Annotated in this window: 25 protein-coding genes; 9 read left to right on the forward strand and 16 right to left on the reverse strand. The window is 63.1% G+C overall.

Features of this window, described 5'->3' with window-relative positions:
• A partial coding sequence (locus tag G3O01_RS42185) for a LysR family transcriptional regulator (RefSeq protein ID WP_205813412.1) occupies nucleotides 1-600 on the reverse strand: 600 nt, incomplete at its 3' end.
• 98 nt (nucleotides 601-698) lie between these two features.
• Between G3O01_RS42185 and G3O01_RS42190 the strand changes: the two genes are divergently transcribed.
• Both G3O01_RS42190 and G3O01_RS42195 read left to right on the forward strand, forming a co-directional pair.
• The gene (locus G3O01_RS42190; RefSeq protein ID WP_205813413.1) at nucleotides 699-1,079 is read left to right on the forward strand and encodes a tautomerase family protein; all 381 of its coding nucleotides are present in this window, start codon (nucleotides 699-701) and stop codon (nucleotides 1,077-1,079) included.
• 97 nt (nucleotides 1,080-1,176) lie between these two features.
• Entirely contained in the window at nucleotides 1,177-2,007 is an 831-nt protein-coding gene (locus G3O01_RS42195; protein ID WP_205813414.1) for a TOBE domain-containing protein, read from the forward strand.
• A 36-nt stretch (nucleotides 2,008-2,043) separates the two neighbouring features.
• Here the strand turns inward: G3O01_RS42195 and G3O01_RS42200 are convergent, their stop codons facing one another.
• The 4 genes from G3O01_RS42200 to G3O01_RS42215 all read right to left on the reverse strand — a co-directional run bounded on the left by G3O01_RS42200 (nucleotide 2,044) and on the right by G3O01_RS42215 (nucleotide 5,086).
• Nucleotides 2,044-2,745 carry an ATP-binding cassette domain-containing protein gene (locus G3O01_RS42200; RefSeq protein WP_205813415.1) on the reverse strand — a complete coding sequence of 234 codons (702 nt, stop codon included), beginning with the start codon at nucleotides 2,743-2,745 and terminating at the stop codon, nucleotides 2,044-2,046.
• Between the two features lies 1 nt (nucleotide 2,746).
• Nucleotides 2,747-3,421 carry a molybdate ABC transporter permease subunit gene (gene modB, locus G3O01_RS42205; protein ID WP_205813416.1) on the reverse strand — a complete coding sequence of 225 codons (675 nt, stop codon included), beginning with the start codon at nucleotides 3,419-3,421 and terminating at the stop codon, nucleotides 2,747-2,749.
• A 36-nt stretch (nucleotides 3,422-3,457) separates the two neighbouring features.
• The gene (gene modA, locus G3O01_RS42210) at nucleotides 3,458-4,237 is read right to left on the reverse strand and encodes a molybdate ABC transporter substrate-binding protein (RefSeq protein ID WP_205813417.1); all 780 of its coding nucleotides are present in this window, start codon (nucleotides 4,235-4,237) and stop codon (nucleotides 3,458-3,460) included.
• A gap of 117 nt (nucleotides 4,238-4,354) precedes the next feature.
• Nucleotides 4,355-5,086: a phosphatase PAP2 family protein gene (locus tag G3O01_RS42215; protein ID WP_205813418.1), complete on the reverse strand. Its 732-nt coding sequence runs from the start codon at nucleotides 5,084-5,086 to the stop codon at nucleotides 4,355-4,357.
• A 339-nt stretch (nucleotides 5,087-5,425) separates the two neighbouring features.
• Between G3O01_RS42215 and G3O01_RS42220 the strand changes: the two genes are divergently transcribed.
• Nucleotides 5,426-6,616: a PHB depolymerase family esterase gene (locus tag G3O01_RS42220; RefSeq protein ID WP_205813419.1), complete on the forward strand. Its 1,191-nt coding sequence runs from the start codon at nucleotides 5,426-5,428 to the stop codon at nucleotides 6,614-6,616.
• 106 nt (nucleotides 6,617-6,722) lie between these two features.
• Nucleotides 6,723-6,899, forward strand: coding sequence for a DUF3563 family protein (locus G3O01_RS42225; RefSeq protein WP_205813420.1), 177 nt, complete (start codon nucleotides 6,723-6,725; stop codon nucleotides 6,897-6,899).
• A gap of 52 nt (nucleotides 6,900-6,951) precedes the next feature.
• Here the strand turns inward: G3O01_RS42225 and G3O01_RS42230 are convergent, their stop codons facing one another.
• From G3O01_RS42230 to G3O01_RS42255, 6 genes are all read right to left on the reverse strand, one after another.
• A complete protein-coding gene (locus tag G3O01_RS42230; RefSeq protein ID WP_205813421.1) occupies nucleotides 6,952-8,466 on the reverse strand; it encodes a deoxyribodipyrimidine photo-lyase in 1,515 nt (504 codons plus the stop codon).
• Between the two features lie 167 nt (nucleotides 8,467-8,633).
• Nucleotides 8,634-9,053, reverse strand: a complete 420-nt coding sequence (locus G3O01_RS42235) for an organic hydroperoxide resistance protein (protein ID WP_205813422.1) — start codon at nucleotides 9,051-9,053, stop codon at nucleotides 8,634-8,636.
• Between the two features lie 156 nt (nucleotides 9,054-9,209).
• The gene (locus tag G3O01_RS42240) at nucleotides 9,210-9,665 is read right to left on the reverse strand and encodes a MarR family transcriptional regulator (protein ID WP_091786206.1); all 456 of its coding nucleotides are present in this window, start codon (nucleotides 9,663-9,665) and stop codon (nucleotides 9,210-9,212) included.
• A gap of 146 nt (nucleotides 9,666-9,811) precedes the next feature.
• Nucleotides 9,812-10,624: a BPSS1780 family membrane protein gene (locus tag G3O01_RS42245; RefSeq protein ID WP_205813423.1), complete on the reverse strand. Its 813-nt coding sequence runs from the start codon at nucleotides 10,622-10,624 to the stop codon at nucleotides 9,812-9,814.
• Entirely contained in the window at nucleotides 10,615-11,610 is a 996-nt protein-coding gene (locus G3O01_RS42250; protein WP_205813424.1) for a homoserine kinase, read from the reverse strand. Before G3O01_RS42250 ends, G3O01_RS42245 begins: the two co-directional genes overlap by 10 nt.
• A gap of 167 nt (nucleotides 11,611-11,777) precedes the next feature.
• Nucleotides 11,778-12,185 (reverse strand): hypothetical protein, encoded by a 408-nt coding sequence (locus G3O01_RS42255; protein WP_205813425.1) that lies wholly within the window; start codon nucleotides 12,183-12,185, stop codon nucleotides 11,778-11,780.
• A 219-nt stretch (nucleotides 12,186-12,404) separates the two neighbouring features.
• Here G3O01_RS42255 and G3O01_RS42260 point away from each other — a divergent pair, with 219 nt between their 5' ends.
• Nucleotides 12,405-13,931, forward strand: coding sequence for an AMP nucleosidase (locus G3O01_RS42260; protein ID WP_205813426.1), 1,527 nt, complete (start codon nucleotides 12,405-12,407; stop codon nucleotides 13,929-13,931).
• Between the two features lie 731 nt (nucleotides 13,932-14,662).
• Here G3O01_RS42260 and G3O01_RS42265 read toward each other — a convergent pair.
• Both G3O01_RS42265 and G3O01_RS42270 read right to left on the reverse strand, forming a co-directional pair.
• Entirely contained in the window at nucleotides 14,663-15,193 is a 531-nt protein-coding gene (locus G3O01_RS42265) for a chromate transporter (protein ID WP_205813427.1), read from the reverse strand.
• Entirely contained in the window at nucleotides 15,190-15,795 is a 606-nt protein-coding gene (locus tag G3O01_RS42270) for a chromate transporter (protein ID WP_205813428.1), read from the reverse strand. The genes G3O01_RS42265 and G3O01_RS42270 overlap by 4 nt, the downstream gene beginning before the upstream one ends.
• A gap of 110 nt (nucleotides 15,796-15,905) precedes the next feature.
• On the opposite strand from G3O01_RS42270, the gene G3O01_RS42275 reads away from it, so the two are divergent.
• Nucleotides 15,906-16,835, forward strand: a complete 930-nt coding sequence (locus G3O01_RS42275) for a transcriptional regulator GcvA (protein WP_205813429.1) — start codon at nucleotides 15,906-15,908, stop codon at nucleotides 16,833-16,835.
• 75 nt (nucleotides 16,836-16,910) lie between these two features.
• Here G3O01_RS42275 and G3O01_RS42280 read toward each other — a convergent pair whose 3' ends face one another.
• Nucleotides 16,911-17,651, reverse strand: a complete 741-nt coding sequence (locus G3O01_RS42280; RefSeq protein WP_109480714.1) for a TIGR00730 family Rossman fold protein — start codon at nucleotides 17,649-17,651, stop codon at nucleotides 16,911-16,913.
• A gap of 1 nt (nucleotide 17,652) precedes the next feature.
• On the opposite strand from G3O01_RS42280, the gene polA reads away from it, so the two are divergent.
• From polA to G3O01_RS42295, 3 genes are all read left to right on the forward strand, one after another.
• On the forward strand, nucleotides 17,653-20,394 hold the full coding sequence (gene polA, locus G3O01_RS42285; protein ID WP_205813430.1) for a DNA polymerase I: 2,742 nt from the start codon (nucleotides 17,653-17,655) through the stop codon (nucleotides 20,392-20,394).
• 246 nt (nucleotides 20,395-20,640) lie between these two features.
• Nucleotides 20,641-21,975 carry an NAD(P)/FAD-dependent oxidoreductase gene (locus tag G3O01_RS42290; RefSeq protein ID WP_205813431.1) on the forward strand — a complete coding sequence of 445 codons (1,335 nt, stop codon included), beginning with the start codon at nucleotides 20,641-20,643 and terminating at the stop codon, nucleotides 21,973-21,975.
• Between the two features lie 99 nt (nucleotides 21,976-22,074).
• Nucleotides 22,075-22,947, forward strand: a complete 873-nt coding sequence (locus G3O01_RS42295) for a dienelactone hydrolase family protein (protein ID WP_205813432.1) — start codon at nucleotides 22,075-22,077, stop codon at nucleotides 22,945-22,947.
• Between the two features lie 54 nt (nucleotides 22,948-23,001).
• Here the strand turns inward: G3O01_RS42295 and G3O01_RS42300 are convergent, their stop codons facing one another.
• Nucleotides 23,002-23,874 (reverse strand): sulfurtransferase, encoded by an 873-nt coding sequence (locus G3O01_RS42300; RefSeq protein ID WP_205813433.1) that lies wholly within the window; start codon nucleotides 23,872-23,874, stop codon nucleotides 23,002-23,004.
• 124 nt (nucleotides 23,875-23,998) lie between these two features.
• Nucleotides 23,999-25,105 (reverse strand): aromatic ring-hydroxylating dioxygenase subunit alpha, encoded by a 1,107-nt coding sequence (locus G3O01_RS42305; protein ID WP_205813434.1) that lies wholly within the window; start codon nucleotides 25,103-25,105, stop codon nucleotides 23,999-24,001.
• Nucleotides 25,106-25,172 lie beyond the last annotated feature (67 nt).

The following is a 25,172-nucleotide window of genomic DNA, read 5'->3' on the forward strand; positions in this document are numbered from 1 at the left end:
GAGCGTGCGCAGCGCAACCGCGCGCACGTTGCAGGGCGCGGCCAGCAGCGCCAGCGGCAGCGGCTCGCCCGAGCGCGATTGCCATGCGGGCGTCGCGAGCCACGACAGCGGCTCCGTATAGAGCAACTGGCCGTCTTCGCGCGGCATATCGTCGGGTTCCGAGCGCACGACGACGGCATCGAGCCGCCTTTCGTCGAACTGCTGCAACAGCGTCGACGACAAACCCATATGCAGTTCCAGCACCAGCCCCGGATCGTGCGCATTGACGCGCGAGAGCAGCGCCGCGAGATCGGTGCCTGCCACATGCTCGCTCAAACCCAGCGCTAGCCGCCGCCGGTCGGCCGACAGCGTGCCGAGCGCGCGGTCGTGCGCGCTCAGTAACTCGCGCGCGCCATCGAGAAACGCCTGGCCATGTTCCGACAGCCGCACGACGCGCGGCGTGCGCTCCAGCAAAGGCTTGCCCACGTGCGCCTCGAGCCGTTTCAGTTTCAGGCTGACGGCGGATTGCGTGGTGTCGAGCGCGTCGGCGGCGCGCGTGAAGCTGCGCAGGTCGGCGACCAGCACGAACGCACGTACTGCATCGAGATCGAGCACTTTCATTTCAAATGTAAATGGATGATATATCCAGCTATGTCTGTTCAATATGATAGGCCGGATCTAATCTGAATGCACTTTCTGTTCATTCATAGGAGTTCGACATGCCTTTCACCCGCATCGCACTTCGCGCCGGCAAGTCCGCTGAATATCGCCAGGCGCTCACGCAAGGCATCCAGCGCGCGCTCGTTGCAGAATTCAATGTGCCCGAAGACGACGTCTTCATGGTCATCACCGAGCACGACGACAGCAACCTCGTCTATGACCGCAACTATCTCGGCAAACGCAGCGACGATCTCGTGCTGATCCAGCTGACCGTGACCAACAGCCGGAATCAGGAGCAGAAGAAGGCGCTCTATAAACGTATCGCCGATAACCTCGCTGAGAATCCAGGCGTGCGGCGCGAGGACGTGTTCATCAATCTCGTCGAAGTGCTGAAGGAGAACTGGTCGTTCGGCAACGGCGTCGCGCAGTACGCGCTCTGAGCTTGTCGGCCGCGAGGCTCGCGAGCGATTCGCGAAAGGTGCATCGCTATAATGGATTGCACCTTCCTTCGTTCTTCAGCCAACGCGCACGCGAGCCATGACACCTGATAACAACGGCACATCCCACGACTCTTTGCAATTTGGCGGTTCCGTCTGGTTCCAGTCCGGCGAGCGGGCGCTCGGCGGCGCGCAGCGCATCGCGTTGCTGGCGGCGATCGGCGAAACGGGGTCGATCACGAGTGGGGCGAAAGCGGTTGGCATCAGCTACAAGGCCGCATGGGATGCCGTCGACGCAATGAACAACCTCGCGGGCGAAACGCTCGTGATCCGCTCGACGGGCGGCAAGGGCGGCGGCGGCACGCGGCTCACACCGCGGGCGCTGACGCTGATCGAGACGTTCCGCGCCGTCGACCGCGAGCATCGGCTGTTTCTGGAGCGCGCGGGCGCGGCGATCGCCGGTTTCCCGGAAGACTGGCAACTGATCGGGCGCATCGGCATGAAGACGAGCGCGCGCAACCAGTGGTACGGCAAGGTCAGCGCGATCCAGCGCGGCACGGTCAACGACGAAATTTCGCTGGCGTTGCCAGGCGGACAAACGGTCGTCGCCGTCGTCACGCACGAAAGTACCGAAACGCTCGGTCTTGCCGTTGACGCGGAAGCTGTGGCGCTCGTGAAGGCATCATCGGTATTGCTCGTTGCCGATGACGGCGCGGCAGAGCGGTTGTCGACGCGCAACCGCCTGCGCGGCACGGTGTCGGCCGTGCAGCGCGGCGCGGTGAATGCCGAGGTGTCGCTGACGCTCGATGGCGGCGCGGTCGTAACGGCCGTGGTCACGAACGAAAGCGTCGATGAACTGGGAATCGCCGAAGGTCAGACGCTCGTGGCCGCGTTCAAGGCATCGAGCGTGATTCTGGGCGTGACGGCCTGAGACCTGAGCGCGATTTTGCCGCGCCTCTGCCGCGCTTCAGGAAACCGTGCGCGGATAGTCCTTGAATGGCGCGTTCTCGCGCACGCTGCCGTCGTACACCTGCACGACCTGATCGCCGAATGCGGCGACATCGTCGGGATCGTGCGTGATCAACAGCATGGGAATGTCCAGGCGCGTCTGCAGGTCCGACAGCTCTTGCCGCATGCGCGCGCGCAGCGCGTGATCGAGCGCGGAAAACGGCTCGTCGAGCAGCAGCAGCCGCGGATGCGCGACGAGCGCGCGCGCCAGCGCCACACGCTGTTTTTGCCCGCCCGACAACTGCGCCGGATGCTGACCGGCGACTGACTTCAGATCGAGCGCGTCGAGCCAATAGTCGATCTGCGGATGCGAAAAGCGCCGCCCCGGATTCAGCCAGCCTGTGTGCATCCCGAAACCGATGTTCTGCCGCACGTTCAGATGAGGAAACAGCGCGTAGTCCTGAAACAGATACGCGAGACGACGCGCCTGCGGCTTCTGGTCGATACCGCGCGTGCTGTCGAAAAGCGCGTCGCCGTGCAGCACGATCGAGCCTTCGTCGGGACGCAGCAGCCCGGCGATCGCCTGCAAGGTCAGACTTTTGCCCGCACCCGACGGCCCGAACAGCACCATCCGCTGCGCGCTCGCGGTGAACGACACGTCGAGCGTGAATTCGCGCTCGGCGGTGCGTAGCGTTTTGCGGATATCGACGGTGAGCGGCATGTCAGCGGGACGTCATCAGCGAGTGCTGCGGCACGAGGCGCCCCGCGAGCACGAGAATCACGACGCAGGTGACGGACGTCACGAGCACGAGGAAATTGGCCGTGTTGTCGTCGCCCGCCTGCACGGCGGCGTAGACGGCCACCGACAGCGTCTGCGTGCGGCCCGGCAGATTGCCCGCGATCATCAGCGTCGCGCCGAACTCGCCGAGCGCGCGAGCGAACGCGAGCAACGCGCCGGCGAGAATGCCGCGCGACGCGAGCGGCAGCGTCACGCGAAAGAAGATCGCCGTTTCGCTGATGCCGAGCGTGCGCGCGGCGCGCTCGAGTTGCGGCTCGACGGATTCGAACGCGGCCCGCGCGGATTTCAGCACGAGCGGAAACGCGACCACCATCGACGCGATCACCGCGCCCTGCCACGTGAACACCAGCTGGATATCGAAGCGCTCGAGCCAGGCGCCGAACACGCCGCGCCGGCCGAGCAGCACGAGCAGGTAATAGCCGAGCACGGTCGGCGGCATCACGAGCGGCAGCGTCAGCAGCGAATCGATCAGGTCGCGCGCGCCCGAGCGCCAGCGCGCCAGACCGTAGCCGGCCGCGACGCCGAACACGATGTTCAGCGCCGTCGCCCAGCCCGCGACCTTCAGCGACAGCATCAGCGGAATCCAGGCCTGTTCCATGATTTCAGCGTCGGGCGTTGTTGAGAGCGCAGCGGCTTAGTGCGCCGGCTTGAAGCCGTACTTCGCGAGCACAGCCTGGCCAGCCGGCGACAGCACGTAGGTGATGAACGACTGCGCGTCGGCCGCGTGCTTGCTGCCTTCGACCTGCGCGATCGGATAGCTGATCGGCGTGGTGGTGGGCACGGTGAGCGCGACCTTGACCTTGTCGGCCATCACGGCAGCGTCGGTGCCGAACACGAAGCCGGCGTCGACTTCGCCGCGCGCCACGTAATCGAGGCTCTGGCGCACGTTCGACGCGAGCACGCCCTTCGCGCTGACGGCATCCCACACGCCCGCTGCCTTCAGCGCGCCTTCCGTGTAGCGGCCGACCGGCACGGATGCCGGGTCACCGTAGGCGATGCGCTTGACGCTGGCTGCTGTCAGTTCGTTCAGATTCGACGGCGCGAGCTTGCTGTCCGTCGGCACGATCAGCACCAGCGAGTTCGCCGCAAAATCCTTGCGCGTGGACGGCACGATCACTTTTTGTTCGGCGGCCTTGTCCATCGCCTTCTGATCGGCGGAGGCGAACACGTCGGCGGGCGCGCCCTTGACGATCTGCTGCATCAGCACGTCGGACGCGCCGAAGTTGAACAGCACCTTGGTGCCCGGATGCTCCTTCTCGTACGCGTCGCCGACGGCCTTGAACGCGTTGGTCAGGCTGGCGGCCGCCGACACGACGAGTTCGTCGGCGCGCGCCTGCGCGCTGAAGGCAAACGAAATCGCGCTCGCGACGAGCAGGGCAGGTTTCAGAAAGCGGATCATCGACGGAAGGGACATGGGAAAGTGGCGCCGGGTCGGCTGGAAGGAAGTTGAAAACGCCATCGTAATATATGTAGGGTTACAGCGGTCGATATGTTGAACATGCTGCACGAAAGATGGCAGTTTTCGTGTGATTTATGCGTCGGAATCGGGCAAGGGCACAGCGACGTTGCGTGTTTTCTGCAACGGCGCGACAGGCGTGACAGGCGCGGCGGGGGAATCGGGTGTGATGGCGTCGCGTAGCGCCTTCCAGCGGGCGCGTACGAACGGATGGTCATGACCTGAGACTTTCAGCGCGATATGCGTGACCCAGCGCTGCGTCGGCAGATGAACGCGATGCAGGCCGAACGTGAGCACCATCAGGCTCAACACGACGGGCAGGACGGGCAGGCGTCCCGGCGGCGTCACGTTCCACGCGACGCGCACGAACACCAGCGCCGTCAACGCGCCGACGACACAGCCCGTGATCGCTTCAGACGGCGAATGCGCCTCGATGACCACGCGGGAAAAACCGACCAGCGCGCCGCCGAGCAGCGCGAGCGTCACGCCAGCGACGCGCACGGCGGGCGGCGCGGGCAGCAGCACCAGCAAGGCAGCGACGGGGAACACGGCGGTGGCGAGCATCGCGTGTCCGCTCAGACCCGTGAAATCCCAGACGCGCACGCCGACCCCCCAGCCGAGAAACGCGATCTTCGTCGCCGTCACCAGCGCGATAGCCACGCCGAGCAGTGCCAGCCAGCCGGCTGCGAGCCGCCACGAATAGCCGAAGGCGAGCCACAGCGCGATGGCGAAGGCGAGCGGCAGCGTGAGGCCGGCGCCGCCGAAGTTCGTGATCGTTAGCCAGAGGTGGTAGGGCAGGTAAGGCATGAGCAATTCGCTTTGACGACGTGTGCTGGGCGCGAACGAGCCTGCGGCCAGAGAATTCGGGACAGCGGACGACTGTGCCGGATCGGAAGTACATGATCGGTCCGCGCGTATTCTATAAGTATAGAGGGAGCCGTTCTGCCGCAGATCGTAAGGAAAAGCGCGAAAACTGCCAGACATTAGGACAATTCGGAAATGATCTGAAGTAAAGCGCGGGGCGACGGGCTTTTTCCTAAAACGGGCTTGATCAACGTCAGCATCGCACCAAGATTGATGTTATTGTGCATTGCACAAGTCTGCCGTCAGGCAGAAAGCATTGGTCCCTATTTGCGAGAAAATCCTATGCCAAAAAGCCTCACCAAGATCTGGCTAGGCGGCCTGAAACGCCTGTTTGCAATCCAGACGGAACACGCACGCGCGACGCTGAAGCGCACCGGCAAGCGGCCGGCGACCAAGAGCGCGACGCGGCCGGCGGCCACCGTCGCCAAACCGTCGGCGAAAGTCCGTAAAACCACCACACGCGACGTGCCGCAGCGCGGCGCGCGCGAATCGCGCGTACGCCCGCGCGCCGCTGCCTGGGCGAGCGGCTCGTGGACGCGCTCGTTCCATTCCGCGCCGGCCGCGCCCGGCAGCCTCGTCAATCATTTGCAATACGGGCTCTATCTGCCTGCGGGCAAGCCGGTCAAGCAGGCGCCGCTGGTCGTGATGCTGCACGGCTGTCAGCAGTCCATCGACGAATTTGCCGAAGGTACGCGCATGAACCTGCTGGCCGACCGCTACGGTTTTGCTGTCGTGTATCCGGAGCAGTCGAAGCATGCGCATTCGCATCGTTGCTGGCATTGGTATGACGATACGGACCGCGCGGGCCGCGCCGAAGCGCGTGCCGTCGTTTCGCTGGTCGACGCGCTCGTCGAGGCGCATGGCTTCGATCCCGAGCGTGTCTATGTCGCGGGGATTTCGGCGGGTGCCGGGCTGACGTCGCTGCTGGCGTTGCACTTCCCGGAGCATTTCGCCGCTGTCGCGCTGCATTCCGGTCCGGCGCTCGGCGAAGCGCATTCCGGCATCACCGCGATGGACGTGATGCGTCGCGGCACGCGCCAGGATCCCGTCGCGCTCGTCGACGCCGTGGCGGACGTCACCACCTATCCGGGCATGCCCGCGATCATCATTCAGGGCGAGGCCGACCACGTCGTCGCGTCGATCAACGCCGAGCAGTTGACCGAACAGTTTCTGCGGCTCAACGGCATCGTCGATGCGCAAGGCGTGCGCAAGGTCGGCGACGTCAAGGAAGACCGCAAGGCCACCGTGACGACCCGCGACTACACGCGCGGCGGGCGGCGAGTCGTGCGCCTGTGCCGTGTGCAGGGCCTCGGCCACGCATGGAGCGGCGGCGACGATGCGGTGCCGTTCCATTCGTCGAAGGGGCCGGATGCGTCCAGTTTATTGTGGGACTTTTTCCGGCATCAACGGCGAACCGAGGCTGCGCGCCCCGCCCGCCGTGCCACGGACGGCGCCCGGCAGCGCGCGAGTTGACAAATTGCCACACTTCGAATTTGGCGCTGGTGTAATCCTAGGGTTTTCCCTATAATAGGGGTTATCCCTAGGTGTCAGTCACCTAACGCCAAATCCGAGGTTCACCATGTATCTGATCAGCCGCTTCTTCCTGTTCCTGACCAAGTCCTACGACGCACGCGTCAAAGAAGAAAACGACGCCTTCCTGGCGGAAGCTACGGATCTGTACGACCTCGAGTTCCGCATGCGCAAGATCGACCGCGAAGCGCAACTGCGTCATCCGTCGTGGATGAGCCAGCACTGAGCAGCGTGCATGGGCCGGCGCGTCAGCCGGCCATCAACGCGCAGTAACGCGCTCAACGCGAGCGCAGAACGCCATAGCGTTCCAGCGTCTGCTGGCGCGCTTTCGCGTGGTCGACTACCGGCTGCGGATAATCTTTCCCCAGCACCACGCCCCATTCGTTCAGATCGTCGGGATCCGCCTGCCACGGCGCGTGAATCCATTTCGCGGGCACTTTCTCCAGCTCCGGCAGAAAGCGCTTGATGAACAGTCCCTGCGGATCGAATTTCTCCGATTGCGTCACCGGGTTGAATATCCGGAACCACGGCTGTGCGTCGCAGCCCGTCGATGCCGCCCATTGCCAGCCGCCGTTGTTCGCTGAAAAGTCGAAGTCGTTGAGCTTTTCCTCGAAATAGCGCTCGCCGCGCCGCCAGTCGATACCCAGATCTTTTGCGAGAAAACTCGCCGTCACCATCCGCAGACGGTTGTGCATGAAGCCCGTCTGGTTCAGTTGCAGCATCGCGGCGTCGACGAGCGGATAGCCGGTGCGGCCTTCGCACCAGGCCGCGAACAGCGCGTCGGCGTGTTTGCCCGTTTCCCAGCGAACCGAGTCGAACTCGCGCTTGAAAGACGCGTGCTTCGCGATGTGCGGATGATGCGCGAGGATCATGAAGTAGAAATCCCGCCAGACCAGTTCCGATAACCATGTGGCCGCGCCCTGGCCGTCGGGTTGCAGCGACATCTCGTGCGCGAGCCGCGCAAGCGTGCGGATCGACACCGTGCCGAAACGCAGATGCACCGACAGATGGCTCGTGCCGCGCGCAGCGGGAAAGTCGCGCCGGTCGGCGTAACTGTCGATGCGTGTCACGAAGTCTTCGAGCAGCTTTTGCGCGCCGCTCATCCCGGCCGGAATGTCGATCTCCGAGAGCTTGCCGGCCGCGAAGCCCATTTTTCCGAGCGTCGGCCATGCGTGGTCGAGCCTGGTCGGCGGCTTTGCGAGACTTTGCGCGTATTGTTCGACGGGATAGGGCTTCAGATCGAACGGCGTCAGTTTCCTGAGCCACGCATTCTTGTACGGCGTGAACACGGCGAAGGGCTTGCCTTGTCCGTTGAGCAGTTCGTCGCGCTCGAAAATCACCTGATCCTTGAACGTGAACAACTGACGTTTTTCTTCACCCAGCCGTTCGGCCACCGTCTCATCGCGTCCGATCGCGACGGGCTCGTAATCGTGGTTGGTGAAAACGGCTTCGACTTCGAGCTGCGCAGCGAGCTTCGGTATTTCATCGGCCGGATCGCCGTGCAGCACGATCAATCCGCCGCCGCCTTCCTTCAGCGACCTATCCAGTTCTTCAAGCGACGCAAGAATGAATTCGATCCGCCGATCCTGCACCTTGCCCTTCGTGTCATCGCGCTCGTGCGCCCAATCGATCAACGGTTGAAGAATGGTCGTATCGAACACGAACACGCACCACACGCGCTCGCAATGCTTGAGCGCGTAATACAGCGCCGCGTTGTCGCCGGTTCGCAGGTCGCGGCGAAACCAGACGAGTCCGTTCTGAAAGTGTGAGTCGAGCTGGTAGGCGCGGGTCATGGTTGGTCGAGTTGTTGTGCGTCAGCGGAAAAAAGCCACCGCCGATGATAGTGTCCACGAGGTGCAAACCCAATGCCCGCGTCATCAGGATCCGACGCAAAAATGAAGCAGCGCCCGCCTTTCGCACAAAAGGCGGGCGCTGCTCAACAAGCGTTGCTCAATTCAGATCAGGCGACCTTCACGCGCACATCCACATTGCCGCGCGTCGCGTTCGAGTACGGGCAAACCTGATGCGCTGCATCGACGAGGTCTTGCGCTGCCTTCGCATCGAGACCCGGCAGCGACACGCGCAGTTCGATATCCAGCGCGAAGCCGCCCTTGTCGTTCGGACCGACGCCGACGTCGGCCGTCACAGTCGTTTCAGCCGGCACGGCCTGCTTGCGCTGGCCGGCGACGAACTTCATCGCGCTCAGGAAACACGCCGAGTAGCCGGCCGCGAACAGTTGTTCCGGGTTCGTGCCTTGCGCGCCGTTGCCGCCGAGTTCGCGCGGCGCGGCCAGCTTCACGTCGAGCGCGTTGTCCGACGAGACTGCGCGACCATCGCGACCGCCATTGCTCGTTGCCGTTGCCTTGTACAGTACGTTCATGTTGACGCTCCTTGATCGATTCCAGTGATTGGGTCAGTGCTTGCCAGTGCTTCGCGTTGTCGCTGTCGAACTGGCATGGACAGAAATATATCGTGCAAATTATTAGCGTGCAAACTAAATTGCCTATCGATGCGATAGGCACAACTGTGCGTGTCGTCAGTAGCGTTCGAGATAGTCGTTCAGCGTGCCGCGCAATTGCTGCAGATCGCTGCGCAGGCGCATGAGAAATTCAGGCGTCTGCTGGGTCGCACAGAAAATTTCTTCCGGCACGTCGCGCGCCGAGCGCTTGAGCGCAACGCCGGATTTCGTCAGCCGGATGAAAACGAGCCGTTCATCTTCGGTGCCGCGCACGCGTTCGATAAAACCCTGTGATTCGAGCCGCTTGAGCAGCGGCGTGACGGTGGCCGAATCGAGATTCAGGCGCGCGGCGATATCCTTCACGGTGACGTCGTCGCTTTCCCATAGGATCAGCATGGTCAGATACTGCGGATACGTGAGGCCCAGCCGGTCGAGGATCGGCTTGTAGGCTTTCGTCATCGCGAGCGACGTCGAGTAGAGCGCGAAGCAGAGTTGCTCGTCGAGCGTAACGGGAAAGGCGGTGCGCTGGGTCATGGGCGTTCCCCTGGAAGCGAAGCGTGCGAATGGATTGCGTGCAAACTATTGTGCCGCAAAACCGCGGCGCGTTGCATCGATGCTTCGGGCGTGAGCGCAGAAAATCCGCGCCGCATGGGCGGCGCGGACTCGCAAGGGAAAATCGCTCAGGAAGACGGCGTGGAGGACGCCGGCGGCAGCGGCTGGTTGGGCGTTTGCACGCCGAAGCAGCCGCGATAGGTCGCGTAGAACGAGCAGTAGAGCATCGTGGTCACGATGATCGACGCGGGCATCAGGATCACCAGCGCGAGATCGCCGGCGCCAAGCGCCTGCAACAGCGCGGACAGGCCGATCGACACCGTGGTCGCGACGGCGAACCACAACGCGCCATACACGACGAACGCGCCGCGATTGCGCCAGCAACTGACGATGCTGAAGAACATCGCCTTGATGGTCGGCACATCGTGCCAGGCGGCGAGGACGGGCGCGAACCAGAACAGCATCGCGACGGGCACATAGAACGCGAGCGCCGTCACCACCGCAAGCAGAACGTCGCTATTGGCGGCGGCTTCTGCCTGCATCGACTCGCCGCTGATCATCAGATGCAGCAGTGTGCCGCCGTCCGCAAGCGCGGACCCCGTCAGCACGACGGCCATCGCGATGATGTACAGCACGCCGAGCAGCAGCAGGCGCTTTGCGACCTGACTGCCGTACGAGCGAAAGCCGTCGACGAGAATGGTGGGCAGCACTGGTTTGCCCGCAATCGTGTCGCGGCATGCCGCCATGAAGCCGACGGCAACGCCTGGAATCAGCATGAGCGGCAGCACGCCGCCGATGATAGGAATCAGCGAGATCGCCGTCATCGCGAGCAGATACGCGAAGAACAGCGTTAGAAACGCAAGCGGATTCCTGCGAAACAGCCAGATGCCTTGCCGGAACCACACATAGCCGGTTTTCGCCGGAACTTCGATCAGTTGCATGAGGTATGAATGCCTGGGAGTGCGGCGCCCGCGAGGCGCTCGCGAAGAATGCGCTCGAAATGGCCGGGGTCGTGCGGCTTGAGTAGTTCGGCGGCGCGCGGCATGTGGAAATCATACAGGCGCGACACCCAGAAGCGATACGCGCCCGCGCGCAACATGTCGCCCCAGTGCCGGTTTTCGGCGGGCGTGAACGGACGCACGGTCTGATAGGCGCGCAACATGGCTTCGACGCGAGCGTCGTCGAGCTTGCCTGTCGTGAGGTCGACGCACCAGTCGTTAACGGTCACGGCGACGTCGAACAGCCACTTGTCGCAGCCTGCGAAGTAAAAGTCAAAGAAGCCGCCGAGCGCGACATCATGGTGCGTGCCGGGCGCGGCATGCGCGAACAGCACGTTGTCGCGGAACAGATCGCAATGGCACGGGCCTTCGGGCAGCGACGCGTAGTCTTCCGATGCGAAGAACGCCGTTTGATGCGCGAGTTCTTCGGTAATCAGCGTGCGCTGCGCGTCCGTCAGAAACGGCACGACGCCCGGCACGGTTTCCTGCCACCACGGCAGGCTGCGCAGATTCGGCTGATGATGCGCGAAGTCGCGGCCCGCGAGATGCATGCGCGCGAGCATCTGGCCGACTTCGACACAGTGTGCGACGCCGGGCGCGAGTTCCGGTGCGCCGTCGAGCTTCGTGACGATGGTCGCAGGCTTGCCGTTGAGCATGCCGAACAGCGCGCCGTCGTCGCGCGGCATCGGGTCCGGCACGGGGACGCGGTGCGACGCCAGATGACGCATCAGATCGAGATAGAACGGCAGCTGCTGCGCCGTGAGCTTTTCGAAGATCGTGAGGACGTACTCGCCGCGGGTGGTCGTCAGAAAGAAATTGCTGTTCTCGATACCGGATGTAATGCCGCGAAATTCGACGACATCGCCGAGATCGTAGTGGCGCATCCAGTCTGCGAGTTGGGCTTCGGTGACAGCGGTGAAAACGGCCATGCGTGGGGCGTCGGATCAGGTTGATTGGCTGGCGCTACGCCAGTGCGAGGTCGGAGCAAGCGGGTTGAAAGCGTCGTGGCGGGCGCTGCGGGCAATGCATGCGGCGCCCGGCCCGTCAGACGCAAAACCGGCGCGCACCTGCAAAGGGAGCGCGCCGGTTGGGTCAATCAGTAATGCAGGTTCACGGACGGCAGGCGCGCGGGCGGCTTGCCCGATTCGTACACCCGGGGCGACGTGTCCGTCGGCGCGCTCATCTGGTAGCGCGTGCCGAAGTTCGAGCGCACGTCGATTTCGACGGGCTTGCCCTTGTCGCGGTATTCGGTGATTTCGGTGCCGTTGCCGCTGCGTTCGTAGAAGCTCGGCTGACGCGGCTGGTTGATCTCGACCTTCGAGCTGACTTCAGCCGCCGGGCGGTTGATCGCTCGGAGATCCGGCAGGCCGGCCCGTTCGTTGGCTGCGGCTTGAGCGTCTGCGGCTGCCTGCGCCTCTTGCGGCGACGGGGCAGGCTGGGCAGCCATCGCGGCGCTGCTGACGGCCAGCATCAGCGCAACGGCGACGGGGAAGAGCGGCTTCATGGTGTTTCTCCGATTAGGTGGCCCAATTCTAGCAAATCCACTGCTGCTCAAGGGCGCGAGCAACGGGCGATAGCCTTATTTTGCGCGCTTCGCCCGCGAACTGCAGAAAGCGCCGCATAGCGTGCGCGACGGCACGCAAACGCACGTCGGGCGGGCAGGTCTTCATGGAAAAGCACGGGTTCCGTGGTAATGTCGTTGCATCAATCGAGGCGAACGAAGATGAACTACGAGACCAATCAACGCGCGGTGCACATGCCCGCCAACGCGTTCCCGACCGAGGCTTTCGACGACGCAGCCGACGCCGTCACGCGCCTCTCCGCCATCTACGAAGCGAACACGTCGTTCCTGCGCGATGCATTCGCCCGCTATCGCCGCAACGAACCGTTCGACCGGCGCGTGCGCGCGTGCTATCCGTTCGTGCGCGTGCGCACCGAGACGAACACGCATGTCGATTCGCGCCGCTCGTATGGTTTTGTCGCAGGTCCAGGCGTGTTCGAAACAACGGTGACGCGGCCCGATCTGTTCGGCAATTACTATCGCGAGCAATTGCGGCTGCTGGTGAAGAACCATCATGTGTCGGTGGAAGTGGGCGTGTCCGATCAGCCTATTCCCATTCATTTCGCGTTCGCCGAAGGCATTCACCTGGAAGGCGATCTGGACCGCGAGCGTCTGCTCGCGATGCGCGACGTGTTCGACGCGCCCGATCTCGCGTTGCTCGACGACCGCATCGTCAACGGCACGTATGAGCCGCTGCCGGGCGAGCCGCATCCGCTCGCGCTGTTCACGGCGGCGCGCGTGGACTTTTCGCTGCATCGTCTGAAGCACTACACGGCGACCTCGCCGACGCATTGCCAGAACTACGTGCTGTATACGAACTACCAGTTCTATATCGACGAGTTCGTGAAGCTCGGCCGCACGATGATGACAAAGACCGACGACGCCGATCTGCGCGCGTATCGCAGCGAGTACACATCGTTCGTCGAACCGGGCGACGTGATCACGTACAACGCGAATCTCGGCGAGCAGGAAGACGAAGGCCACGCGCCGCCGCGCCTGCCGCAGATGCCCGCGTATCATCTGAAGCGCGCGGACGGCAGCGGCATCACGATGGTCAATATTGGCGTCGGGCCGTCGAACGCGAAGACCATTACCGATCACATCGCCGTGCTGCGTCCGCATGCGTGGATCATGCTGGGCCACTGCGCGGGGCTGCGCAACACGCAGCGTCTGGGCGACTACGTGCTCGCGCACGGCTATGTGCGCGAGGATCACGTGCTCGACGACGATCTGCCGCTGTGGGTGCCGATTCCTGCTTTGGCCGAAGTGCAGGTCGCGCTGGAGCGCGCGGTCGCGCAGGTCACGCAACTCGACGGCGCGGAACTCAAGCGCGTGATGCGCACGGGAACGGTGGCAAGCGTCGATAACCGTAACTGGGAACTGCGCGATCATCGCGAGCCGGTGCTGCGCCTGTCGCAAAGCCGCGCGATTGCGCTCGATATGGAAAGCGCGACTATCGCTGCGAATGGTTTCCGGTTCCGTGTGCCTTATGGCACGTTGCTATGCGTGTCGGACAAGCCGTTGCATGGCGAGCTGAAGCTGCCGGGCATGGCCGATCAGTTTTATCGTGCGCAGGTCGATCAGCATTTGCAGATCGGCGTGAAGGCGATGGAGATTTTGCGCACAAACGGTTTGCATAAGTTGCATAGCCGGAAGTTGCGCAGCTTTGCGGAAGTGGCGTTTCAGTAGGGGCTGATGATGGGGTTGCCTGGAGTGCCTGGTTTGTCGCTGGCATCCGCGTGATGTTAGTGGTTTATTGGCGTTGCCCCTGTGCGGGGCGGCACCTACTTTTCTTTGCCGCGGCAAAGAAAAGTAGGCAAAAGAAAGCCGCTGAACACCGCCAGTTCTTGTTCCCGCCTGAGGGCCCCCAACGGGTCCTCCGCTTCACACGGCGTCCTGCCTTTCACTGCCCGTTGCCAACGCTCTTATTGAGTGCCTCACCCGCTTCACACTCCCACGTCGCCGCGGGCGCGATCAAATCTCCCACGTTCTATAGCGGCAAACTGTGTGTAGGCTTTCGCGGCGTATGTGCTTAACTCCGGACTGAAAAGCGAGGTCGCGGCTGGAAAGGAAGATCGGTGTCGTAAGAGCGCCGACGTTTGAAGCACTACGCCCTACACACAGTTTGCCACCTGGGCGGCACAAACCATTCGCTGCCGCTGGCTGCGCTACGGGTGATTGAAGTGGGTGAGGCGCTTCGCCGAAGCGTTGGCAACGGGCGCGGATTGAGCGGTTGCCGTGTGAAGTAGAGGAACCGTCGGGGGCCCTCAGGCGGAGGTCAAGAACGGGCGGTGTTAGCCCGCTTTCTTTGCTTACTTTCTTTGCGGCGGCAAAGAAAGTAAGTGCCGCCCCGCACAGGGGCAACGCCTGAACCAGGCAAAGCAAAACGCGGATGCCAACAACAAACAAAGCGGACCACTTTAAACGTACCCCAACCCCACCAGCCCCACAACCGCACCACCACCCAGCAACCACAACGGATGAACACGCGTCTTGAATGCGAGCACCGCGCATGCACCGGTGATCACCCACGCAAGCCACGACGTATCCGAAGACTGCGCAATCAGCAGCGCGCTCGCCGCGACGAGCCCAGCTGTCACCGGCACCAGACCCTTTTGCGCGACCCGCCGCCACGGGCGGTCCTTGAAGCGGTTCCATGCATGCATCGCGAGTATCGTCACGATGGACGACGGCCCGAACTTCGCCAGCGACGTCACCAGCATCCCCGCCCAGCCGGCTACGTGCCAGCCGACCAGCGTCACGATCATCATGTTCGGACCGGGCGCCGCCTGTGCGAGCGCGAAGAGCGCGCTGAACTCACTGGCGGGCATCCAGTGATGCACTTCGACGACCTGGCGCTGCATCTCCGGCAGGATCGTATTGCCGCCGCCGAAAGCCAGCAGCGATAGCTGGCTGAAGATGACGGCGAGCGCGATCAGCGTTTCCATCATCTGGATGCCTCTTTCTGTTGTGCGACGGCCGCCGCCTCGGCTTTCGCAACGCGCGACGCGACGAATATGCTGAGCGGCGTCAGCACGAGCATCGTCGGTAGCAGCGGGAAGCGCAGCAGTGCAATCGCGACGAAGCCGAGCGCGGCGATGACAGCCGCGCGCGGATCGCGACGCAGCGGCAGCAGGATCTTGACGGCCATCGCGACGAGCAGGCCCGCCGCTGCCGCTGCAAGTCCGGCGAACAGATGCTTGATATGCGGATCGTTCTGCGTGTGTTCATACAGCACGCCAAGCGCGATCACGACCAGCGACGGCCCGGCGATCAGCCCGAGAATGCCCGCCAGCGCGCCGCGCAAACCGCGAAAACGCATGCCGAGCGCCACCGACAGATTGATCACATTGCCGCCCGGCAGAAACTGGCACAGGCCGAGCAGATCGGTGAACTCGGCCGCCGTCAGCCAGCGGTGCCGGTCGACGATGGTTCGCCGCGCGAGCGGCAGCGCGCCGCCGAACGACGTCAGGCCGAGGCCCAGAAAGCCCATGAAGATTTCGCGCGTGGTCGGAGCGGGCGCGTGTTCCGGCGCGTCGGGGTGCTGATCCATCGTTGTTCACTATCCAGTACAGGCGCAGTTCAAGCCGTGAAGGGTAGCGCGGTTTCCCGCCCGCTCAAAACGATTTCTCGGGCGTGCCTTTGTGACCTAGAATCACAAGGATGAACCGCAAGCTTCCCCCATTTCCCGCGCTACGCGCCTTCGAAGCCGCAGCCCGGCATGACAGCTTCACGGCCGCTGCCGCCGAGCTGCATGTGACGCACGGTGCAATCAGCCGTCAGGTGGCGGCGTTCGAGGCGTGGGTCGGCGTGCAGGTGTTTCATCGTAATGGCAAGCGCGTGAAGCTCACGGAAGACGGGCGGCGCTATCTGTCGAAAGTGCAGGCAGCGTTCGACAGCATCGCCGCCGCAACCGACCGGTTGCGCGACACGGGTGTCGTGCATGTGCTGCGCGTGAACGCGCTGCCCACGTTCGCGATGAAGTGGCTATTGCCGCGTCTCTCGCAGTTTCAGCGGATGGTGCCGAACGTCGAGCTCAGGCTCGCGACGTCGAATGCACCCATCGAGATGATCGACGGCTTCGACGTTGCCGTGCGTCGCGGGCCCGCGCATTGGCCGAATTGCGCGAGCGGCCAGTTTCTCGACGAGATCGAAATTCCCGTGTGCAGTCCGGCGCTGTTGCAACGTCTGCCGATCCACACCGCCGACGATCTCGCGCGTCACGTGCTATTGCATTCGGATACGCGGCCGGACGCGTGGCATCACTGGTTGCAGGCAGCGGGCGTCAAGGCGAAGTGCCGCAAGAAGCAGTCGTTCGACCATTTCTATCTGACGCTGCAAGCGGCTGTCGACGGCCTGGGCGTCGCGCTTGGACCGATGCCGCTGATCGACGACGAACTGGCGTCGGGGCGCCTCGTGGCGCCGCTGGAAGGACCGCGTATCGATGCGCGCGGTTACTGGTGGGTCGCGCGGCGCGAGGTCGCGAATGCGCCGCTCGTCGAGCAGTTTTGCCGATGGCTCGAAGCGCAGGCGAAGGAAACAAAGGAAGAGAACGCGCAAGAAAAGGCGCGTGGCAAGGCACGCGTGCGCTAACACAACGGCGGCAGTAGCGCGCATCGCGGACTCAGCTTCTTCAGCCAGGGTCCGCAACGCACTCGCGCCAGACGATCACAGATAGAACATCCGGTCTTCGTCCGATTTCGGATGCTGTTCGGGTTCTTCGCGCTCTTCGTAGAACGCGAGCACCGCTTCGAGCACCTGGTCCGGATCGTCGATCACCTGCATCAGGTTCATGTCGCCGGGATTGATGAGGCCCATCGGCACCAGTTGCGATTCGAACCAGCCGAGCAGGCCTTTCCAGAACTCCGCGCCGACCAGAATAATGGGCACGTGACGCGACTTCTTCGTCTGGATCAGCGTGAGCACTTCGGCGAGTTCGTCGAGCGTGCCGAATCCACCCGGCATGACGATCACGGCATCCGAGTTCTTCACGAACGTGACCTTGCGCGTGAAGAAGTGGCGGAAGCGCAGCGAGATGTCCTGCCACTGGTTGCCCGACTGCTCGTGCGGCAACTCGATGTTCAGGCCGACCGACGGCGCCTTGCCCGCATGGGCGCCTTTATTGGCCGCTTCCATGATGCCGGGACCGCCGCCGGAGATCACCGCAAAGCCCGCATCGGACAGTTTGCGCGCGATCTGCGTGGCGAGTTTGTAGTACGGCGAGGCCGGCTTCAGACGCGCCGAACCATAGATGCTCACGGCCGGGCGGATCTCCGACAGGTACTCGGTCGCCTCGATAAACTCTGCCATAATCGTGAACATCTGCCACGATGCGCGGGCCTTCTTGGCTGTTGCGCGCTCTTGATCTGCGAGCGATCGCAGACTCGGAATCACTTTTCTCTTAGTCATAATGCCTGAAGAACAGAACCTGGAAGGTAAGACCCTGCTATTGGTTGACGGTTCGAGTTATCTGTACCGGGCCTACCATGCGATGCCTGATCTGCGCGGTCCCGATAGTGCTCCAACGGGAGCGCTTTACGGGATCATCAACATGCTCCGTCGTATGCGCAAGGAGGTTACGGCAGAGTATAGCGCGTGCGTGTTCGATGCCAAAGGCAAGACGTTTCGCGACGACTGGTATCCGGAGTACAAGGCGAACCGTCCGTCGATGCCGTCCGATCTCTCGCAGCAGATCGAACCTATCCATGTCGCCGTGCGCGCGCTCGGCTGGCCGCTGCTGATGATCGAAGGCGTCGAGGCCGACGACGTGATCGGCACGCTCGCGAAGCGCGCCGAAGCGCGCGGCATGAACGTGATCGTATCCACTGGGGACAAGGATCTGGCGCAGCTCGTGACGGATCATGTCACCCTCATCAATACGATGACCAACGAGAAGCTCGACCGTGAAGGCGTCGTCGCGAAGTTCGGCGTGCCGCCCGAGCTTATCGTCGATTACCTGTCGCTGATCGGCGATACCGTCGACAACGTGCCCGGCGTCGAGAAGTGCGGCCCGAAAACCGCGATCAAATGGCTCACGCAATTTGAAACGCTTGATGGCATCGTCGCACACGCCGATGAAATCAAAGGTGCGGTAGGAGACAATCTGCGCCGCGCGCTCGATTTCCTGCCGATGGCACGCAAGCTCGTCACGGTCGAAACCGATTGCGATCTGACGGATCACGTGATCACGTTCGAAGAGACGCTCGCCACGCGGCCTGAATCGCGCGAAGAACTGCGCGACGTGTTCACGCGCAGCGGCTTCAAGACCTGGCTGCGCGAAGTCGAAGTCGCCGATGCCGTCGAAGGCCCGGAGACGGATGTGCCGCCCGCGCCGACCATCGACGGCGAGCGTGAGTACGACACCGTGCAGACGTGGGAACAGTTCGACGCGTGGCTCGAAAAAATCAACGCGGCTGCGATCACCTCGTTCGATACGGAAACCACTTCCCTAGATCCGATGACGGCGCAGATCGTCGGCATTTCGATTTCAGTCGAAGCGGGCAAGGCTGCGTATATTCCCGTCGCGCATCGCGGGCCGGATGCGCCCGTGCAACTGCCGCGCGACGACGTGCTCGCGAAGCTCAAGCCGTGGCTCGAAAGCAAGGACAAGAAAAAGGTCGGTCAGCATCTGAAGTACGACGAGCAGGTGCTCGCGAACTACGGCATCGTCATGGACGGCATCGAACACGACACGCTGTTGCAGTCGTACGTGCTCGAATCGCATCGCACGCATGACATGGACAGCCTCGCGCTGCGCCATCTTGGACTGAAGACGATCAAGTACGAAGACGTCGCGGGCAAGGGCGCTTCGCAGATCGGCTTCGACGAAGTGGCGCTCGACACGGCATCCGAATACGCAGCCGAAGACGCCGACATCACGTTGCGTCTGCATCAGGCGCTGTATCCGCAGGTCGCGGCGGAAGCGTCGCTCGATCACGTGTACCGCAACATCGAAGTGCCGACGTCGCGCGTGCTGCGCAAGATGGAACGCAACGGCGTGCTGATCGACACAGAAAAGCTGCGCGTGCAGAGCAACGAGATCGCGACGCGTCTTGTCGAGCTCGAGAGAGATGCTTATGAACTCGCGGGCGGCGAATTCAATCTGGGTTCGCCGAAGCAGATCGGGCAGATCTTCTTCGAGAAGCTCGAACTGCCTGTGATCAAGAAAACGCCGAGCGGCGCGCCTTCCACCGACGAAGAAGTGCTGCAAAAGCTCGCCGAAGACTATCCGCTGCCGAAGAAGATTCTCGAGCATCGCGGGCTGTCGAAGCTCAAGTCGACGTACACCGACAAGCTGCCGCGCATGGTCAACGCTAACACGGGCCGCGTGCATACGAACTATGCGCAGGCCGTCGCGGTGACGGGCCGGCTTGCATCGAACGATCCGAATCTGCAGAACATTCCCGTGCGTACGGGCGAAGGCCGCCGTATCCGCGAGGCGTTCATTGCGCCGCCGGGTCACAAGCTGGTGTCGGCGGATTACTCGCAGATCGAGTTGCGCATCATGGCGCATATCTCGGGCGACGAAGCGCTGCTGCGCGCGTTCAAGCAGGGTGAGGACATTCACCGCGCAACGGCATCCGAAGTGTTCAGCGTGACGCCGCTCGAAGTGTCGAACGATCAGCGGCGCATTGCGAAGGTCATCAACTTCGGTTTGATCTACGGGATGAGTTCGTTCGGGCTTGCATCGAATCTCGGCATTACGCGCGATGCTGCGAAGCTTTATATCGACCGTTACTTTGCGCGTTATCCGGGCGTCGCCGCCTATATGGAGAACACGCGTACGAGCGCGAAGATGAAGGGTTATGTCGAGACCGTGTTCGGCCGGCGCTTGTGGCTGCCGGAGATCAATGGCGGCAACGGTCCGCGCCGTCAGGCGGCGGAGCGCGCGGCCATCAACGCGCCAATGCAGGGTACGGCCGCCGATCTGATCAAGATGTCGATGATCGCCGTGCAGAACTGGATCGAACAGTCGGGCATCCGTACGCGCATGATCATGCAGGTGCACGATGAACTGATTCTCGAAGTGCCGGACGACGAACTATCCGATGTACGTAAGCGTCTGCCGGAACTGATGTGCGGCGTTGCGCAACTGAAGGTGCCGCTTGTCGCCGAAGTGGGCGCGGGCGCAAACTGGGAGGAAGCGCACTAGGCGCCGCACAGGCGCTACGGGCGGCCACGCTGACAGGTCAGTGAGGTTCGTGCCACACTGGCACAGCATTGTTGCCTCTTCGGGTCAATGGGATAACGTCGCTCGCATGTCACGGTTCGGTTTTTAAGGACTTGTGGCGTGTCCCATTGCTCACCGACAATCGACAGAACGCGATTAAAAGCGGCGCGTTCATACGACATGCGCCGCATCGACGCACAGCTTTATCGGTCAATACGGAGAGTTCTGATGCATCGTTTTGTCGTCGTAGGTGGAGGCGCGGGCGGCCTGGAGCTGGCAACACGGCTCGGCGACCGGTACGCGCGCAGGAAGAGCGGCGGCGAGCCACGCGCCCAGGTCACGCTGGTCGATCGTTATCCGACTCATATCTGGAAGCCGCTCCTTCACGAAGTGGCCGCGGGCAGTATGGACCCGTTCACGCAGGAACTCGAATATGCCGCGCAGGCGCGCTGGCATGGCTTCGAATTTCAGCAGGGCGAACTGGTGGGCCTCAACCGCACGGCGAAGTCCATCACGCTGGGCCGCGTGCTCGATGACGACGGCGCCGAACTGCTTCCCGAACGTGTTCTGGAATACGACACGCTGGTCATCGCGATCGGCAGTACGACGCATTTCTTCGGTGTGCAGGGCGCGCAGGAATATTCGATTGCGCTCGATACCGTTCAACAGGCCGAGCGTTTCCGCAAGCGGCTGATCGCGGCGTGCATGCGCGCCGAGCATCAGGTGCATGAGCCGGTCGAACCGAATTCCGGCGAGCCGCGCATTCAGGTGGCGATTGTCGGCGGCGGTGCAACGGGTGTCGAGCTCTCGGCGGAACTGCGCAATACGGCACAGGTGTTGTCCGCGTACGGGCTGCATAAGCTCGATCCGCGGCACGACGTCGGCATCGTGTTGATCGAAGCGGGGCCGCGTATTCTGCCGGCGCTTCAGGAACGCGTGTCGACGGCCACGGCTGAGCTGCTGCAAAAGCTCGGCGTGAAGTTGATGGTCGGCGAGACGGTGGCCGAAGTCGCGCCCGGCGTCGTGCGCACGGCGAGCGGCAAGAGCGTGCGCGCCGATCTGACGGTGTGGGCTGCGGGCATCAAGGCGCCGCCCGTGCTGGGCCGGCTCGACGGCCTGGCTGTGAACCGGCTCGGCCAGCTCGAAGTGCGGCCCACGCTGCAGACCACCAACGACGACAACGTCTTCGCGCTCGGCGATTGCGCCGCATGCGCGTGGCCCGGCAACGAGCGCAACGTGCCGCCGCGCGCGCAGGCCGCGCACCAGCAGGCGAGCTTTCTGCTGCGTGCGCTCGGCAACCGGCTCGAAGGCAAGCCGCTGCCTGAGTTCACCTATCGCGACTTCGGCTCGCTGGTGTCGCTCGGGCACTTCAGCGCCGTCGGCAATCTGATGGGCGGCGTGATCGGCGGCAACATGCTGATTGAAGGGCTCTTTGCGCGCTTCATGTACATGTCGCTGTACCGGCTGCATATCGCCGCGCTGCACGGCTACGCGCGGATGGTGCTCGACACCTTCGCGCACTGGCTGCGGCGCACCACGCTGCCGCGCGTCAAGCTGCACTGACAACCCACTGATCGATTTCGATGCTTCTGCAACAGGATGCGCTTTGCGCGTATCCTGTTGGCTCCTTGCCGTCCACCCATTCCAAACGAGGAGCACAGCATGTTGAAGCCAGAAGTCGACAGTCTCGTTCCACACGTTCCCTTCGACCGGCGCACCTTCATCAAGGCGGCGCTCGGCACTGGCTTCGCGGCATGCGTGCTGCCTGTGTCCGCGCAGACCATCCACACGGACAGCGACGGCCTCGAGGCGGGCGAAGTCGGCATCAAATCGGGCGATACGCTGGTGCCCGCCTATCGCGCGCAGCCGAAGGGCAAGACGCATTTGCCCGTGATCATCGTGGTTCACGAGATTTTCGGCGTGCACGAGCATATCGCCGACGTCTGCCGGCGCTTCGCGAAGCAGGGCTATCTGGCCATCGCGCCGGATCTGTACACGCGCCAGGGCGACCCCACGAAGTACCCGACGATGCAGCAGCTCAACGAGCAACTCGTCAGCAAGGTGCCCGACTCGCAGGTGCTCGCCGATCTCGACGCGACCTTCAAATGGGCGGGCGAGCATGGCGGCGACGTGAACAAGGTGGGTATCAACGGCTTCTGCTGGGGCGGGCGGATTACGTGGCTCTATGCAGAGCACAATCCGCGCGTGAAGGCGGCCGTGGCGTGGTACGGACGTGTGGCCGGCAATCAGACGCCGATGACACCGGCCAATCCGATCGATCGCGTGTCCGATCTGCAGGTGCCCGTGCTCGGACTATACGGGTTGCAGGATCAGAGCATCCCGCAAGACTCGCTCGAGAAGATGAAGCAGGCGATCGCACAAGGGCCGCAGGCGGGGCGCGGCTCGCAGTTCGTCGTGTATGACGATGCGGGGCATGCGTTCTTTGCGGACTATCGCCCGAGTTACAAGCAGGCCGATGCGGAAGACGGCTGGCGCCGCGCGCTTGCGTGGTTCAAGGAGCACGGCGTCGCCTGACGCGTGCTTGCGTCTGCGACGCCCGCGCGTGCCGGCGCCGCAGACAGACAACCGTTACGGATTCGGTCCCGTTGCAACAGGCCGCGACGAATCCGAACTCCATTCGCTCCACGATCCGCCATACAGCGCCGCGCCGTGCAGGCCGGCGATCTCCATCGCAAGCGCGTTGTGGCAGGCGGTGACGCCCGAACCGCATTGCAGCACGACATGCTCCGCGGACACACCCGCCGGAATCACCGCGTTGAACTCGTCGCGAAGCGTGTGCGCGGACTTGAACCGTCCATCCTCCGTCAGGTTGTCCTTGAAGAAGCGATTGCGTGCACCTGGAATATGGCCGCCCACGCGATCCAGCGTTTCGTTCTCGCCGCGATAGCGGTCGGCGGCGCGCGCGTCGATCACCACGCGCTCCTTCGTGCCGATGTTGCGTTCGACAGCCGCCGCATCGACGGTCACGGCAAGCGGAGCGCCTGCCTTGAAGTCACCGGCCACGCTGGGCGGCGTGTCCTGCGTCAGTGTCTGGCCGGCTGCTTCCCACGCCTGCAGACCGCCATCGAGCAGCGCGACGGAATCGTGGCCCAGCCAGCGCAGCAGCCACCACAGACGCGCGGCATACATGCCGCCTTGCGCGTCGTACGCGACCACTTGCTGGCCTTGCTTGAGGCCGAGCGCTGCCAGCCGCTCGACCAGCTTCTGACGATCCGGCAACGGATGACGCCCGTTGCTGCCCGTCTTCGCGCCGGACAGATCGCGATCCAGATGCAGATAGTGCGCTTGCGGAAGATGACCCGCCGCGTAGGCTTTTTCGCCCGCTTCGGTGTCGACGAGATCGAAACGGCAATCGGCGATGAACACGCTGCCAGGTGCGGCAGCGAGACGTTCGGCGAGATTGCCTGCGGAGATCAGCGTGGTGTAGTGAGTGTGTGGCATGACGGCTCCTGAGAGACTGGTTTCGGCAGCGCCGAACGATATCTCTAGTCTAAACAAAAATGACGGGCCGAAGCCCGTCATTCCTTGTATGAAGCCATTCATGCCGCGCGCGGCGGCGCGATGATCAGATCGTGCCGAGTTCGCGGCGCAGGAACTCGTGGAAGTGCTGCATGCCGTCTTCCATCGGGCTCTGATACGGACCGACCTGCGATTCGCCGCGTTCCAGCAGCGCGAGGCGGCCGGCGTCCATGCGTTCGGCGATCTCGTCGTCTTCGCGTGCCGTTTCCATGTAGGCGGCGCGCTCCGCTTCGACGAAATCACGCTCGAACAGCGCGATTTCTTCAGGGTAATAGAACTCGACGACGTTCGTGGTCTGCTGCGGACCGCGCGGAATCAGCCACGACACAACCAGCACGTGCGGATACCACTCGACCATGATGCCGGGGTAGTACACCATCCAGATCGCGCCGAATTCGGGCATCTTGCCGTCACGGAACCGCAGCACTTCATCGTGCCACTTGCGATACGTCGGGCTGCCCGGACGCGCGAGCTCGTTGTGCACGCCGACCGTCTGCACGCTGTACCAGTCGCCGAACTCCCACTTCAGATCGTCGCAATTGACGAAGCTGCCGAGGCCCGGATGGAACGGCACGACGTGATAGTCCTCCAGATAGACCTCGATAAAGGTCTTCCAGTTGTAGTTGCACTCGTGCACCTCGACGTGATCGAACATGTAGTCCGTGAAGTCGAAATGCTTTGCCGTGCCGAGCCTTGCGAGATCTTTCGCGACATCGCGGCCCTGCGATTCGAACAGCAGGCCATTCCAGCTTTGCAGCGGCGTGGCACCGAGGTTCAGACAGGGGTTGTCGGCGAAATGCGGCGCGCCGAGCAACTGGCCGTTCAGGTCGTACGTCCAGCGGTGCAGGGGGCAGACGATATTCTCCGTCTGGCCGCGGCCGTTCAGCATGATCGCCTGGCGGTGACGGCACACGTTCGACAGTAGTTCGATCTGCGACTGCTGGTTGCGAACGAGCACACGCCCCTCGCGTTCGCTGGGCAAGGCGAAATAGTTACCCGCTTCCGGCACCATGAGTTCGTGCCCGACGTAGCGAGGACCTTTCTTGAAAAGGGTTTCGAGTTCGCGCTGGTGAAGCGCGTGGTCAAAGTAAGCCGTGACTGGCAGCTGGCTGTGAATAGCCTTGAGCTGCAATGCATTGCTCAGATTGGACATTCCCACTCCCGATGAAGACGTGAAAGCAGTGAACAACCCAACCATCGAAGATTCGATTTAGGGAGCC

Source organism: Burkholderia sp. Ac-20365 (assembly GCF_017104715.1).
Classification (GTDB): Bacteria; Pseudomonadota; Gammaproteobacteria; order Burkholderiales; family Burkholderiaceae; genus Paraburkholderia.

Coding starts and splice junctions, on each gene's coding strand:
- G3O01_RS42260 (WP_205813426.1), top strand. CDS start 12,405: ATGAACTACGAGACCAATCAACGCGCGGTGCACATGCCCGCCAACGCG.
- G3O01_RS42255 (WP_205813425.1), bottom strand. CDS start 12,185: ATGAAGCCGCTCTTCCCCGTCGCCGTTGCGCTGATGCTGGCCGTCAGC.
- G3O01_RS42220 (WP_205813419.1), top strand. CDS start 5,426: ATGCCAAAAAGCCTCACCAAGATCTGGCTAGGCGGCCTGAAACGCCTG.
- G3O01_RS42235 (WP_205813422.1), bottom strand. CDS start 9,053: ATGAACGTACTGTACAAGGCAACGGCAACGAGCAATGGCGGTCGCGAT.
- modA (WP_205813417.1), bottom strand. CDS start 4,237: ATGTCCCTTCCGTCGATGATCCGCTTTCTGAAACCTGCCCTGCTCGTC.
- G3O01_RS42280 (WP_109480714.1), bottom strand. CDS start 17,651: ATGACTAAGAGAAAAGTGATTCCGAGTCTGCGATCGCTCGCAGATCAA.
- G3O01_RS42215 (WP_205813418.1), bottom strand. CDS start 5,086: ATGCCTTACCTGCCCTACCACCTCTGGCTAACGATCACGAACTTCGGC.
- G3O01_RS42250 (WP_205813424.1), bottom strand. CDS start 11,610: ATGGCCGTTTTCACCGCTGTCACCGAAGCCCAACTCGCAGACTGGATG.
- G3O01_RS42270 (WP_205813428.1), bottom strand. CDS start 15,795: ATGGATCAGCACCCCGACGCGCCGGAACACGCGCCCGCTCCGACCACG.
- G3O01_RS42305 (WP_205813434.1), bottom strand. CDS start 25,105: ATGTCCAATCTGAGCAATGCATTGCAGCTCAAGGCTATTCACAGCCAG.
- polA (WP_205813430.1), top strand. CDS start 17,653: ATGCCTGAAGAACAGAACCTGGAAGGTAAGACCCTGCTATTGGTTGAC.
- G3O01_RS42200 (WP_205813415.1), bottom strand. CDS start 2,745: ATGCCGCTCACCGTCGATATCCGCAAAACGCTACGCACCGCCGAGCGC.
- G3O01_RS42245 (WP_205813423.1), bottom strand. CDS start 10,624: ATGCAACTGATCGAAGTTCCGGCGAAAACCGGCTATGTGTGGTTCCGG.
- G3O01_RS42240 (WP_091786206.1), bottom strand. CDS start 9,665: ATGACCCAGCGCACCGCCTTTCCCGTTACGCTCGACGAGCAACTCTGC.
- G3O01_RS42275 (WP_205813429.1), top strand. CDS start 15,906: ATGAACCGCAAGCTTCCCCCATTTCCCGCGCTACGCGCCTTCGAAGCC.
- G3O01_RS42225 (WP_205813420.1), top strand. CDS start 6,723: ATGTATCTGATCAGCCGCTTCTTCCTGTTCCTGACCAAGTCCTACGAC.
- modB (WP_205813416.1), bottom strand. CDS start 3,421: ATGGAACAGGCCTGGATTCCGCTGATGCTGTCGCTGAAGGTCGCGGGC.
- G3O01_RS42290 (WP_205813431.1), top strand. CDS start 20,641: ATGCATCGTTTTGTCGTCGTAGGTGGAGGCGCGGGCGGCCTGGAGCTG.
- G3O01_RS42230 (WP_205813421.1), bottom strand. CDS start 8,466: ATGACCCGCGCCTACCAGCTCGACTCACACTTTCAGAACGGACTCGTC.
- G3O01_RS42195 (WP_205813414.1), top strand. CDS start 1,177: ATGACACCTGATAACAACGGCACATCCCACGACTCTTTGCAATTTGGC.
- G3O01_RS42300 (WP_205813433.1), bottom strand. CDS start 23,874: ATGCCACACACTCACTACACCACGCTGATCTCCGCAGGCAATCTCGCC.
- G3O01_RS42190 (WP_205813413.1), top strand. CDS start 699: ATGCCTTTCACCCGCATCGCACTTCGCGCCGGCAAGTCCGCTGAATAT.
- G3O01_RS42295 (WP_205813432.1), top strand. CDS start 22,075: ATGTTGAAGCCAGAAGTCGACAGTCTCGTTCCACACGTTCCCTTCGAC.
- G3O01_RS42265 (WP_205813427.1), bottom strand. CDS start 15,193: ATGATGGAAACGCTGATCGCGCTCGCCGTCATCTTCAGCCAGCTATCG.